Genomic DNA, 13,435 nt, shown 5'->3' with positions numbered 1-13,435 from the left:
GATATCTCGAGGCTATCTTCGTGTCGAAGCAACGTTCTCTACTTCAATCGTTTGGCGCTGTCATGGTGCTGGATGAAGAGTGTAGACACATTCAAGCGGTGAGTAACAATCTCACCCAACTGCTGGGCATGGCTGAGCCAGCACACCAGCCGCTGACGTTAGGCAGCGTGTTGGGCAAACGGCTAAGCCGTCGGCTAAGCAAGGAGCTCCAGGGGCAACAGCGGCTAGCGGGGCCATTAGCGTTTAGCCGTGGCGCTATTCGCTTTCAACTGCACGCTTACCGCACCGAGAGTAGCGTGATAGTGGAGATTGAGCCGTTGAACCCACTCGGCAAACGCCGCTTGTTGGGCACCGTCAACGAGCGGCTAATGCGCCTAGCGGAAGCCACCCAGCAAGAAGAGCTGTTGGATTATCTCGTAACGGCGGTGCAGCAGCTAACTGGCCATGACCGTGTCTCCGTTTGCCATTTCGACACCGATTGGCATGGACTGATTGTCGCTGAAGCGCGGGGGGGGCATCTGCCTGCTCTTTTAGGACAGCGTTTTCCGGCCAGTGATTTTCCCCTGACGCTGCGGCGCGCTTATGAAAGCCATCCGGTTCGGCTGATTGAAGATACTGATGCGCCAAGCGAACCACTTGTGCCAAAAGGCACAGGCGCAAACCTGCGTCACTGCTTTCTACGTGCGCCTGCCCCGGCCCGTCAGCGCTACTTACGTCGTCTTGGCGTGCGGGGTGCGCTGAGTATGGCCATGCAGGGTGATGCCGGCTTATGGGGGCTGCTGTTTTGCCACTCGGCCACTCCCCATCCAGTAGCGCCGCCCGTACGTGACGCGGTGCGTACTCTGGTACAGATGGCCACCCAGCGGCTGCTGTTACTCCGAGCACGCCAAGAAGCTCGCTATCTGCAACGCGTTCAAGATAGCTTGGTACTGTCGGCCAATGCCCGTTTAGAGCCGCAAAGCCCACAGGAGATTATCCATCAGCAGGCTGAAACGTGGTGTTCGCTATTTCGTGCCCACGGCGTTGCGCTATGGCTGAAGGGCAGTGTGCATGCGAGTGGTACTACACCAGACTCACCTACCATTAGCCAGTTTGTTAAGCGTCTTGAAAAAGCACATCAACATAGTGGCCCCTGGTGTACGCGGGGGATTGCCGCTGAGCCGCTAACGTCATCGCTTTGTATGCCTGAGCAGTGCGGTATCCTGGCTGTACCACTTCCGATGAGCCCGGCGCAGCGAGGGTGGCTGATCTTCTTTCGCCCAGAACAGGTGGAAACACTCTATTGGGCGATGCAGCCAACCTCCGTACCCCAACCCCAGCCTGCGATTATGATGGCGCCTTCTGCTGCCTGGCGTGAAGAGGTAGTGGGAAAAAGCGAGGCGTGGCAGCGTGTTGAGCGACTTGCCGCTAAGGACTTAGGCGAAGATTTGACGCTGGCAATTTCCGCCTATGAAATCAGTACATTAAATATGCACCTGGAGCGGGAACGCAAAGCGTTAGCCGATGCCAATCAGCGCTTAGAGCAACTGGCGCATTTTGACCCGCTCACCCAGGTATGGAACCGTTACCGTATTGAGCAGGCTATTGATGCCGAGCTGGTGGCCGCCAAACGCTACGGCGCCACGTTTGCGCTGCTACTGTTTGACGTTGACCGTTTCAAACAGATCAATGACACCCACGGCCACCATATTGGGGACGATGTGCTCGTGTCGCTGGCGCGTCTAGTCGAGGAGTCACTGCGTGGCTGCGACCATCTAGGCCGTTGGGGCGGTGAAGAGTTCGTGGTATTGGCTACCCACTCCGATATGGAAGCGGCGGTAGGGCTTGCCGAGCGCCTGCGTGGCTTGGTGGCCACCCTGCAGGTAGAGGGAGTTGATCAGCCAATTACCATTAGCATTGGTGTCGCTGTCTGGCAGCCAGGCGACAGCTGTAAAACGCTGATGGCCCGGGCCGATGCCGCTATGTATCAAGCCAAGCACAGCGGCCGTAATCGAGTAGAGGTTGCGGAAGAGCGTGCGCTTAACCCGGAGGAGCAGGTGCCTCTGTGAGAGAGGCGCCGCTACACAGCGACTGCATGCGTTGAATGGCGTTGCCAGCACCTTCCAAACTAAAGGTCATGTACCACGGTTCCTGCTCACCCTGGTCAAATCCTAAAAACAGCTGCTCGCCCGACTGCATCTCAGCGATCAGCGTCTCCATGTCGCTCAAATAGAAATGGGCATAAAAGCCGTCATCGCCCCGCTCGGTAATAAACTCCGCCATGGTATCGACAATCGGGTTGTCACCAATCCGCAGCCGAGTGGGTACCAGGTTCACCGCTCGGCTCTCTCCCTGCTGCTGCGCTAGGGTGACGCGCATCTCCAGCCACGGTAAATCACAGACTTCTTGAGTAGCATTTATGCTTAGCGTGGCATCGGAGTAGCTGTGGGTCTCCACAGCACGAAAGTGGCGCTCTTCTCCTAGTGTCAGTGCCATGGATTGCCAGTGCCCATGGGTAGCCACTGATTCCACATTAAATGTAGCGGCCAATGAAAGGGGGGCTGTGACAAGCAGCATGGCGGTGACGGCGAAAGTTGATGTTTTCAGGAAGTTCATAGGTCGTATCGTCATCGAAAACCTTAAGCCTATAGCGTGTTGGGAATAAGCAAAAGGGTAAGGTGCTGATTTTTCTATATCTAGTGTTGTTGACGTCAAAAAACGGCCCATATAGTAGAAAGTCGGGGCTATACTCCCCTACGATGCCACGTATAATCGGCCCGTTTTTTAGCGCTATCGCTACCCATCGTGAAGGAGTTTCGTGAACATGAGTACCGCAGCCAAGGCGATGAAGACATCCAGTGAAGTCCCTATGCAGGCTCCATCTAGGGAAATCTGGAATGCCAAATATCGGTTAAAAGATCGTCATGGCCAACCGGTGGATCAAGATGTCGCAGCGACCTTTGAGCGCGTGGCCCGGGCCCTAGCTGCCGTAGAGGGTGAAAAGGCCGATGAGTGGCTACCCAAATTTCGCTGGGCGCTGGAAAATGGTGCTATTCCCGCTGGGCGAATTCTCTCTAATGCGGGGGCCGAAGCCTACAAGCCCGCCGTCAGTCTGATTAATTGCACCGTTTCTCGCACTATTCGTGACTCCATGCGCGATATCCTCGACTCCGTGGTCGATGCGGGTATGACATTGAAGTCGGGTGCCGGTATTGGCTACGACTTCTCGACCCTGCGCCATAAAGGTGCCTTTGTGTTTGGCGCAGGAGCGGGCACCAATGGCCCGCTGGCGTTTATGGATATCTACGACAAGATGTGCTTCACCGTGGCGTCTGCCGGAGGCCGTCGCGGCGCGCAGATGGGTACCTTTGATGTGGGGCACCCGGACGTGCGCGAGTTTATTCAAGCCAAGCGCGAAGCAGGGCGGCTGCGTCAATTTAACCTGAGCCTACTCATCACCGATGAGTTTATGGAAGCGGTGAAGCACAACGCCGATTGGCCGCTGGCCTTCCCACTGCATCCTGGTGAGAAAGAGGATGTGAGCGCCGAAGAGGTGATTTACCGTGACTGGCCGGTAGTGGAAGAGGGCTACACGGTGGATGCCGAAGGGCGCGTGGCCTGCCGTGTTGTCGAGGTAATTAAAGCTCGTGAGTTGTGGGACACGATTATGTCTTCTACCTACGACTACGCCGAGCCGGGCTTTATCCTGATTGATCAAGTGAATCGCATGAACAATAACTGGTTCTGCGAGGATATCCGCGCCACTAACCCCTGCGGCGAGCAGCCACTACCGCCAGAGGGCGCTTGCCTGCTGGGCTCGGTCAACCTGACCAAGTTTGTGATCGAGCCGTTTAGCGCCGAGCCGCGGTTTGATTGGGAGCGCTACCGTAAAGTCGTGGCGATTTTCACCCGTATGCTCGACAACGTGGTGGAAATTGCTGGTCTGCCACTACCTCAGCAACAGCGCGAAATTGAAGCTAAACGCCGCCACGGTATGGGCTTTTTGGGGCTTGGTTCGACGCTGACCATGCTGAAAATTCCCTACGGCTCTCAGGCGTCGCTGACGTTCACTGAAGAGGTCAGTCGTCATTTGGCGTTGGAAGGGTGGAAGCAGGCGCTGGAGCTTTCTAAAGAGAAGGGCATGGCGCCAGTGCTTGAAGAGGAGCACACCATTACGCCCAAGATGATGCGCGAGCGCCCTCAGCTCGCCAGCGACGGCTACGAGGTAGGTGACAAGGTGCCGGGGCGGATCCTGCACGCCCGCTACAGCCAATACATGGCCAAAGTGGCCGAGCTTGAGCCGGAGCTGGTAGCGCAGCTCGCCGAGCACGGTGCGCGGTTTACCCACCACAGCTCGATTGCCCCCACGGGCACCATCTCGCTCTCCATGGGCAACAACGCTTCCAATGGCATTGAGCCGTCGTTCTCCCATCGCTATTTCCGCAACATCATCCAGTCCGGTAAAAAGACCAAGGAGCAGGTGGAGGTAGTGTCGTTTGAACTAGCGGCCTACCGTCACTTTATGGCTGCCGATGCGGTAGAAAGCGATCTGCCGGACTACTTCATTACCGCAGACTCTGTCACTCCCGAGCAGCACGTCGCCGTTCAAGCGGCAGCTCAGCAGTGGGTGGACTCGGCGATTTCCAAAACGGTCAATGTACCCGCCGAGTTCCCGTTTGAGCAGTTCCAAGACCTCTATCTGCAGGCCTACGAGAGCCGTTTGAAAGGTTGCACTACCTTCCGCTTTAACCCGGAAGCCTTCCAAGGCGTACTGGTGCGTGAGGATGACCTGAAAAACACCACCTATGTGTTTGAGCTGGAAAATGGTGAAACCCTTGAGCTAACTGGCGATGAGAAGGTGCTTTACGACGGTGAAGAGCACAATGCCGCTAACCTGTTTGATGCCTTGAAAGAGGGCACCTACGGCAAATGGTAATCGTAAGCGCAAGCAAGGCTTAGCTTGATGAGCTGTCTAAAGAACTGGGGAGAACGTTATGGCGGTTGAAATTACGTCGAAAATTGTCGGTTACCGTATTAAGCAACAAGGGCAGCCCGCGCCTGCTCCAGAGCTATCAGATGAAGACCCATTAACGGTCCGCATTCCATCGCGCCCGGAAGGCACACTGGAAGCAGTGTCTGAAAAAATCTCTTATGTGGGGGCTGAAGGGCGCAAGAAGGTCTACTTGCTGGTCTCGTTTATGCCAGTGGAAGGCGTGATTGGCGGCCAGCGTGTGGTGATTGAGCGTCCGGTGGAGTTCTTCTTTCCCTCTGGGCAGCTCTCCAGCGAGCATCAGTGGATCACTGCTACCATGCGCAGCCTATCGCTGGCAGCGCGGGGGGGATATGTCACCCAGGCAGTGGCAGACTTACGCAAGGTGGCCTGGGATAAAGGCTTGGTACGTTGTGGCATGAACCGCTGGAACAAGCCCATGTTTCACGACTCGGAAGTGGCTGCGATTGCCTGGTCGATTCAGCGGATTCTCTATCGGCGCGGTTTTTTAGATCAGGAGGGCAACCAAGTGCCGGTGGAAACGCTGGTTGCACGCTATGCGCACCGCATGCAGCATGGACATGCTTGGCAGCCGGAGGAGCCCCCGGCGGCTGAAGACTCTGCCGTCGCATCGGCTTCTGGCGAAGCAAGCGGCGGCCCCGCTACGGTAGGCACATGCCCTGAGTGTCGGGGTGATTTGATCATGATGGATGGCTGCCCAACCTGTTATGCCGGGTGCGGCTGGTCAAAGTGCGGTTAATAGCACGCTGATAAAACTGCCGTGTACCTGGCAAAGGGCGCGGCGTTTTATTGTCGCAACCTCAGTCCTTAAATAGCGGCCTGACATTATCGGTAAGATAGCAGTCGTCAAACTCACCTTCCGTGGCCAGCGCCTCAAGGTTTGGAATCGAGACATGGTGGCGGTCGCGGAAGACCAAGCCATCTTCGCTCAGCGCGCTAAAGGTGCGACTCACGTGTACCGGGCTTAAGCCTAAAATATCGGCGAGCTGCTCCTGAGAGAGCGGGAGACGAAACTGTCCGCCAATATCGTCGTTGGTTTGGCGCAAACGCAGGTACATCTCATGGAGAAAGTGTGCCATTTTCTGGCGTGCGCTGCGTCGGGCCAAGTTCACCAAACGCTCAGTGAGCAGCGCTTGTTGACGGCTGCCGATGGCAAACATGACCGACGTGAGCGGCAGTGACTGGCTAAATATATCCAGCATACGTTTATGGGGGAAATGGCACACCACGCCATCGGTAATCAGGCGCACGTTCTCAAGGCGTTGAGAAAAGGCAAATTCCCGCAGGCCAATGATATCGCCCGGGAGAAACACTTCGAGAATCTGCCGATCACCGTTTTCCAGATGACGGTAAGAGTAAGCCCAGCCGCTGCGCAGCGTGCAAAACTCGTTGGCTGGCGAGCCCATTTCCCACAGTAGTGCGCCTGACTTAATCTCAGTCGGGCTCTCCTCTAACGAGTTTAGCAACTGCTTTTCATCGTCAGTCAGTGTGCAGTAGTGGCTAAAGTGGCGAATAATGCAGCTTTTGTCCTGATCCACAGCGTCCTTCTCCTAAACGGTATCAACCATTGTTAAACGGCATCGCTACATACTATAAGCAGTACCCGTTGGGCTTGCTTACTCTTTTGATGTTCCCGGCACCGGGTGCCGGGTAGCTAAGCGTTAGGAAGTGGATGATGCGCGTTTGGCCCGCTCCAGTAGTGGCGCCAGGAAGCGCCCGGTATGCGAAACGCTCTGCTTGGCAATCTGCTCGGGCGTGCCCTCAGCAATAATTTGCCCGCCGCCAGAGCCACCTTCCGGCCCAAGATCAATGAGCCAGTCGGCGGTTTTGATCACATCCAAGTTGTGCTCAATCACGACAATCGTATTGCCGTGATCGCGCAGTCGGTGGAGTACGGTCAGCAGCTGGCGAATATCTTCAAAATGTAGGCCTGTGGTAGGTTCATCCAAAATGTAGAGCGTTTTGCCGGTGTCGCGCTTAGCTAGCTCTCGGGCCAGTTTGACACGCTGTGCTTCACCGCCGGATAACGTGGTGGCGCTTTGCCCTAAGCGAATATACGAGAGCCCTACGTCCATTAGCGTTTGCAGGCGGCGGGCAATGGCGGGCACCGGGCTGAAGAATGCCAGCGCGTCCTCCACGGTCATTTCCAGCACTTCGTGAATGGTCTTGCCTTTATAGTGAATATCCAGCGTTTCGCGGTTGTAACGCTTACCTTTACACACATCGCAGGGTACGTAGATATCCGGCAGGAAGTGCATCTCTACCTTGATCATGCCCTCGCCCTGACAAGCTTCACAGCGCCCGCCCTTGACGTTAAAGCTGAAGCGGCCTGGCTTATAGCCCCGCGAGCGCGCCTCTTGGGTACCCGCAAACAGCTCGCGAATGGGCGTGAAAATACCGGTGTACGTCGCAGGGTTAGAGCGCGGCGTACGGCCAATGGGGCTCTGGTCGATATCGATCACTTTATCGAGCTGATCAAGCCCTTCAACCTTCTCATAGGGCGCTGGGGTCAAGGTGGTGGCGCGGTTCAGCTCACGGGCGGCAATGGGCATCAGCGTGCCGTTAATCAGCGTTGATTTACCCGAGCCAGAAACCCCCGTCACGGCAATAAATAGCCCCAAAGGTAAGCTCAGCGTAACGTTTTGCAGGTTATTGCCTGTCGCGCCACGCACGACCAACTGCTTTTCCGGATTGCCGGGAATACGGTAGGGCGGCACGGCGATTTCACGGGTGCCGGAAAGATACTGACCGGTGAGCGAGTTGGGGTTGTCCATCACTTGCTGGGGCGTGCCTTGAGCGACGATTTCACCGCCATGAACACCGGCGCCGGGGCCGATATCCAGTACATGGTCCGCCGCGCGAATGGCGTCTTCGTCGTGCTCCACCACAATCACGGTATTGCCCAGGTCGCGCAGGCGTTCCAGGGTTTTCAACAAGCGGTCGTTGTCCCGCTGGTGCAGGCCGATAGAGGGCTCGTCCAGAATGTACATGACGCCCACCAGCCCCGCGCCGATTTGGCTGGCTAGACGGATGCGCTGGGCCTCGCCACCGGAAAGAGTGTCGGCGCTGCGCTCAAGGTTCAGGTAATCCAGGCCCACATTGACCAAGAACTCTAGGCGGGCATGGATCTCGTTAACGATCTTATCGGCAATTTCGCCTTTAAGCCCCGGCAGGGCCAGCTCGGCAAAGTAGCGCCACGCCTCGCCAATCGGCAGATGCACAATATCGGCAATATTGTGGTCATCCACATACACATGGCGCGACTCTTTACGCAGCCGTGAGCCACTGCAGGTCGTACACGGCTGCACGGCAATATATTTGGCGAGATCATCGCGCACCATGTTGGATTCGGTTTCCCGATAGCGGCGCTGCATATTGGGTAGAACGCCCTCAAAGGCGTGCTCCCGGGTCACTTTGCGGCCGCGATCCCCTACGTACACAAACGGAATTTGCTCATCACCGCTGCCGTTAAGAATGATGTCGCGCTCGTGGCGGGCAAGCTCCTGCCAGGGGGCTTCAAGCTCAAACCGATAGTGCTTGGCCAGCGCCTGCAACTGGGTGAAATAGTAAATGTTGCGCCGATCCCAGCCTTTAATGACGCCTTCTGCGAGGGAAAGCTCTGGATGGCTAATCAGCTTGTCTGGGTCAAAGTACTGCTGAACGCCGAGGCCATCACAGGTAGGGCAGGCGCCCGCAGGGTTGTTAAAAGAGAACATGCGCGGCTCAAGCTCCGAGAGCGAGTAGCCACATACCGGGCAGGCAAAGCGCGAGGAAAAGGCGAGGTCTTCCTGCTCGCCATCCATAAAGTGAATCATCGCCGTGCCGTCGGCCAGGTTTAGCGCGGTCTCAAACGATTCCGCTAAGCGCTGGGCGATATCGTCGCGCACTTTAAAGCGGTCCACTACCACGCTGATATCGTGCTTTTTGCGCTTATCCAACGGCGCGATATCGTCTAACTCCAGCACCTGACCGTCGATTTTCACCCTGACAAAGCCCTGGGCGCGAAGTTCGGCGAGCAGTTGCAGGTGCTCACCCTTGCGACCTTTTACCACTGGGGCCAGCAGCATTAGCTTGGTGCCCTCGGCGAGGTTCATTACCTGATCGACCATCTGCGAAATGGTCTGGGCTTCTAAGTCTTCACCGTGTTCTGGGCAACGGGGCGTGCCTGCGCGGGCAAACAGCAGACGCAGGTAGTCGTAAATTTCGGTGATAGTACCCACGGTTGAGCGCGGGTTGTGGGAGGTGGATTTCTGCTCAATAGAGATCGCAGGAGAGAGACCTTCGATGTGGTCCACATCGGGCTTCTCCATCATCGAGAGGAATTGGCGTGCATAGGTAGAGAGCGACTCCACGTAGCGACGCTGCCCCTCGGCATAGAGCGTGTCAAACGCCAGCGATGACTTACCGGAACCGGAAAGCCCGGTAATGACGATAAGCTTGTCGCGAGGCAGCTCCACATCGATCTGCTTGAGGTTGTGGGTGCGGGCACCCCTGACCAGAATGCTGTCCATCAACACCTCGAATCGCGTGGCAAAAGCGTAATTATACGATTGCTGTCCCCTTCCCGGCAAAACTGTCTCTGCCTGCGTCACCGCGCTTGGCGTTTCCAGCGTGATGACAAAGCGCTAGAATGGACGGTTATCTCAGGCCGTTCGGCCCATCCACCATACACAAGGGCATTATGCGCAAGGTTTCCGCACTGCTGCTGGTCGCTGAACGCCGTGCAATCAGCGGTTTGGCCGGTCTTTACGCGTCTCGTATGCTGGGACTGTTCATGGTTCTGCCGGTGCTCGCGCTTTATGCCGACACGTTGACAGGCGCTACGCCGCTACTGGTTGGCGTGGCGTTAGGCATTTATGGCTTAACCCAGGCGACGCTGCAAATCCCGTTTGGTTTGCTCTCTGACCGCATTGGTCGTAAGCGTGTCATTGCGATGGGGCTGCTGATTTTTGCGTTTGGCAGCGTGGTAGCGGCCATGGCAGATAGCATTGGCGGGGTAATTTTAGGTCGCGCCCTTCAGGGGGGCGGTGCCGTGGCGGCCGCCATAATGGCTCTATTGGCAGATCAAACCCGCGAGCAGGTACGCACGGCGGCCATGGCCACTATTGGCCTTTCGATCGGCGTATCGTTTGCCATTGCCATGGTGCTTGGCCCTTGGTTAGCCTCCTGGGCGGGGCTCTCTGGGGTGTTTTGGTTTACCGCACTCCTAACATTGGTGGGACTGTTAGTCCTTTGGCGCTGGGTGCCGCCTGCGCCGCGCCGGTTACGCCACCGTGACGTAGGGCTGGATCGGAAGCAGTTTAAAAGTGTGATTACCCGGCCGGATTTGTGGCGGCTTGATCTATCGATTTTTGCGCTGCATCTTGTCCTCATGGCAATCTTTGTGGCTATCCCCTTCCGCTTACTCAATGCGGGGGTAGCAGTGGAGTACCATGGATTAGCCTACCTAGGCATTATGGCACTCTCTTTTGTGGCGATGGTGCCGCTGGTGATCATAGCGGAAAAGCGCCAGCGTATGAGGCTGATGTGCCTATTGGCGATTGGAGCCATCGCTGCCAGCCTAGCCAGCCTAGGGTTGTCGCTTTCCCAGGGGCATTGGCTGTTTGTTTGGCTATTTGTTTTCTTTACCGGCTTTAATTTGCTGGAGGCAACGCTGCCTTCCATGCTTAGCAAGTTGGCCCCAGCGGGTGCTAAGGGCACCGCAATGGGGGTGTATTCCACCAGCCAGTTTCTCGGCGCTTTTTTAGGTGGCACGTTGGGCGGCTTGCTGGCGAATACCTGGGGGCTTAACGCGGTATTTATTGGTTGCGCGGTGCTAGCGCTGGCTTGGTGGGTAGCCATGTGGCGGATGCCTTCTCCACCGCCGCTCTCCAGCGAAGTGGTGGCGTTACACGATACGCAGCCTGATGCGATCAACTTATTGATGGAGCATCTTGCCGACGTGGTTGGTGTGGAAGATGTGATGGTCGTGCCGGAGGAGCGCCTCATGTATTTGAAGGTAAACCGGAAAGAGCTCGATCAAGCGGCGCTGGCAAAACTGATTCCACCGCCGCGACCCTAAAGAATTAGCGCTCATCTGCTAAAAACAGCAGGTAGCGACCTACTCAGTTATTTGTCCGATTACGTAAAGGAGCGACCTCATGGCGCGCGGTATTAACAAAGTTATTTTGATTGGCAACCTGGGCCAAGATCCTGAAGTGCGATTCACCCCTTCTGGCACGGCGGTAGCAAACTTAAACCTAGCCACTTCCGATACCTGGATGGATCGCCAAAGTGGCCAGCGCCAGGAGCGCACCGAGTGGCATCGCGTGGTGCTATTCAACAAAACCGCTGAAATCGCCCAGCAGTACCTTAAAAAAGGCTCAAAAGTGTATATTGAGGGCCGCCTGCAAACGCGCAAATGGCAGGACCAGAACGGTCAAGATCGTTACAGCACGGAGATCGTGGCTAACGATATGCAAATGCTGGATAGCCGTGGCGGCGACTTCCAGGGCGGTGGTGCCCCGCAGGGTGGCTACGCTCAGCAGGCCCCGGCTCAGCAAGCGCCTCCTCAACAAAACTATGGCCAAAACCAGCCCCAGCAGGGCGGCTACCCCCCTCAGGGTGGGGCTCCTCAGCGCGGTGGACAGCCAGCGCCGCAGCACCCGCAGCCGGCACCGAATAACCAAAACAACAGCTATGGCGCCCCCGATCCGGGCAATTTTGATGATTTCGACGACGAAATTCCGTTCTAAAAAGCACCTTACACATGTTCGTCGATGCGTGGCGCAGTTGCCGCCACGGTTTTGGGTTGAGGGGGAGAGGCTGTCTTGAAGCTGCTGATACTAGATGCCGGGCACTGCTTAAGTTTAGCGCTAGCCCGTGAAGCGAGCCGGCGCGCGGATACCGAGCTAGTCATTGAGCAAGGCCTTGCTGTTTCGCCGAGTCAGCTACAGGCGATAGCGCCCGATGCGGTGCTCATTCCCCCGCTGGCGCACCCGCTGAGCATGACGCCCGCCGAGGTGAAAGCCCATGCGGATGCCGTTGATCGCTGTGTGGATGCCTGCCAAGCCCAAGACGTGGCGCTGGTGTGGTGTGTCTCGGATCAGCTCTATGAAGAGGGATTTGATATCCCGATTGATGAGCATGTCGTGCCTGCCCCACGTGATGAGTGTTTGCGTCGATTGGTGCAAACAGGCGATCGTATCCGTGCCGAATACCATCGCCATCTGATTGTGCGTTTAGGGCCGCTGTTTGCGTTGGAAGGTAGCCACGCCTGGCTGAGTGAAATTATCGACAGCTTTATCACGGGGCAGACGGTGCGCGCAGCAGAGGACGTAGTGTTTTGCCCCACCTCTGCCGACGCGGTCGCCATGGCGTTGATTGGCATGCTACAGCAGCAGGCCTGCGGCGCTGATGCCTGGGGAGCCTATCACTTGGCGGGCACTGAGCCGGTCAGTGCGTTCACTTTTACATCAATGGTGCGTACTCAGCTGGCCACTCACCTAGAAGGGCGTGGCGAACATATTGATTTAGGGGAGATACAGGCCCTTAATCATCATCACGACGCCAAGCTGCGTCGGGTATTAAACTGCCGTCGAGTGTTGGATGTTTTTGGTGTGCATCAAAAACCTTGGCGGCTGGAAGTGGGACGCATGCTGGATGCGTGGTGCTTAACCCGTGACCAGCAGCGTGATGACGTTGGGACAGGAGAATCAGTTTGATCAATGTGGTGCGCAGCCTGGTGTTCTATGCGGGTTATTTTACTGCCATGCTGCTTATTGGCGTTCTGTTTCTACCCATCGCGCCGTTTCTGCCGTTGGCGGGTCGCTATCGATTGTTAAACCTCTATAACTACTTTTTGGTGGTTTGGTTTCGCATTGCCTGTGGCGTGCGCTACGACATTCAGGGGCGAGAGAATATTCCGTCAGGGCCCTGCGTAATTCAGGCGAACCACCAGTGCGAGTGGGAAACCGTATTTCTGCAGGTGATGAAGCCGCCGGTATGTACTGTGCTAAAGCAGGAGCTACTGCGCTTTCCCATCTTTGGTTGGGGGCTGCGTCTGCTGCGCCCGATTAGTCTTGATCGCTCAAAGCCAGCCCGCGCCATGAAGCAGGTACTTACTCAGGGTGTTGAACGCTTAGGCACAGGCCTTTCCGTGCTGATTTTTCCCGAAGGTACTCGCGTTTCCCCCGGCGTGCGTAAGCGCTACAACAAAAGCGGTAGCGTGGTGGCGTGCCGTGCAGGTGTGCCAGTCCTGCCGGTGGCACACAACGCTGGTGAGCGCTGGCCTGGGCGGCACTGGGTAAAGCATCCGGGTGTACTGCGGGTGCGCATTGGAGCGCCCATTGAGACTTCCGGGCGTACGCCCGATGAAGTCTTGGAAGATGTAGAGGCTTGGATAGAGGGTCAGCTACAGGAAATTTCAGAGGTACCACGGCCAGCGTCTCGCTAATCGTTTTATAA

At 56.6% G+C, this 13,435-nt stretch carries 10 protein-coding genes; 7 read left to right on the top strand and 3 right to left on the bottom strand.

Features of this window, described 5'->3' with window-relative positions; translation table 11 throughout:
• Nucleotides 1–20: 20 nt before the first annotated feature.
• Complete coding sequence (locus ACIGG6_RS06855; protein WP_399843410.1) at nt 21–2,048, top strand: sensor domain-containing diguanylate cyclase; 2,028 nt, start codon at nt 21–23, stop codon at nt 2,046–2,048.
• On the opposite strand, the gene ACIGG6_RS06850 is transcribed toward ACIGG6_RS06855, so the two are convergent.
• Entirely contained in the window at nt 2,020–2,610 is a 591-nt protein-coding gene (locus tag ACIGG6_RS06850; protein WP_399843408.1) for a hypothetical protein, read from the bottom strand. The genes ACIGG6_RS06855 and ACIGG6_RS06850 overlap by 29 nt on opposite strands.
• A 193-nt stretch (nt 2,611–2,803) precedes the next feature.
• Here ACIGG6_RS06850 and ACIGG6_RS06845 point away from each other — a divergent pair, with 193 nt between their 5' ends.
• Both ACIGG6_RS06845 and ACIGG6_RS06840 read left to right on the top strand, forming a co-directional pair.
• Complete coding sequence (locus ACIGG6_RS06845; protein ID WP_399843406.1) at nt 2,804–4,915, top strand: adenosylcobalamin-dependent ribonucleoside-diphosphate reductase; 2,112 nt, start codon at nt 2,804–2,806, stop codon at nt 4,913–4,915.
• Nucleotides 4,916–4,973: 58 nt separating this feature from the next.
• Nucleotides 4,974–5,729, top strand: a complete 756-nt coding sequence (locus tag ACIGG6_RS06840) for a ribonucleoside-diphosphate reductase (protein WP_399843403.1) — start codon at nt 4,974–4,976, stop codon at nt 5,727–5,729.
• Nucleotides 5,730–5,790: 61 nt separating this feature from the next.
• On the opposite strand, the gene ACIGG6_RS06835 is transcribed toward ACIGG6_RS06840, so the two are convergent.
• Entirely contained in the window at nt 5,791–6,528 is a 738-nt protein-coding gene (locus ACIGG6_RS06835) for a Crp/Fnr family transcriptional regulator (RefSeq protein WP_083026246.1), read from the bottom strand.
• A 123-nt stretch (nt 6,529–6,651) separates the two neighbouring features.
• Nucleotides 6,652–9,501, bottom strand: coding sequence for an excinuclease ABC subunit UvrA (gene uvrA / locus ACIGG6_RS06830; RefSeq protein WP_399843400.1), 2,850 nt, complete (start codon nt 9,499–9,501; stop codon nt 6,652–6,654).
• Nucleotides 9,502–9,671: 170 nt separating this feature from the next.
• Between uvrA and ACIGG6_RS06825 the strand changes: the two genes are divergently transcribed.
• The 4 genes from ACIGG6_RS06825 to ACIGG6_RS06810 all read left to right on the top strand — a co-directional run bounded on the left by ACIGG6_RS06825 (nt 9,672) and on the right by ACIGG6_RS06810 (nt 13,424).
• A complete protein-coding gene (locus ACIGG6_RS06825) occupies nt 9,672–11,051 on the top strand; it encodes an MFS transporter (protein WP_253503457.1) in 1,380 nt (459 codons plus the stop codon).
• 79 nt (nt 11,052–11,130) lie between these two features.
• Nucleotides 11,131–11,724 carry a single-stranded DNA-binding protein gene (gene ssb / locus ACIGG6_RS06820; RefSeq protein WP_253503459.1) on the top strand — a complete coding sequence of 198 codons (594 nt, stop codon included), beginning with the start codon at nt 11,131–11,133 and terminating at the stop codon, nt 11,722–11,724.
• A gap of 75 nt (nt 11,725–11,799) precedes the next feature.
• Nucleotides 11,800–12,693 carry a sugar nucleotide-binding protein gene (locus ACIGG6_RS06815; protein WP_062360473.1) on the top strand — a complete coding sequence of 298 codons (894 nt, stop codon included), beginning with the start codon at nt 11,800–11,802 and terminating at the stop codon, nt 12,691–12,693.
• The gene (locus ACIGG6_RS06810; protein ID WP_253503461.1) at nt 12,690–13,424 is read left to right on the top strand and encodes a lysophospholipid acyltransferase family protein; all 735 of its coding nucleotides are present in this window, start codon (nt 12,690–12,692) and stop codon (nt 13,422–13,424) included. The genes ACIGG6_RS06815 and ACIGG6_RS06810 overlap by 4 nt, the downstream gene beginning before the upstream one ends.
• Nucleotides 13,425–13,435 lie beyond the last annotated feature (11 nt).

The sequence above is a fragment of the Vreelandella lionensis genome, from assembly GCF_044543515.1.
In the GTDB taxonomy this organism is placed as follows: Bacteria; Pseudomonadota; Gammaproteobacteria; order Pseudomonadales; family Halomonadaceae; genus Vreelandella; species Vreelandella lionensis.
This window is presented reverse-complemented; position numbering and strand designations above follow the sequence as displayed.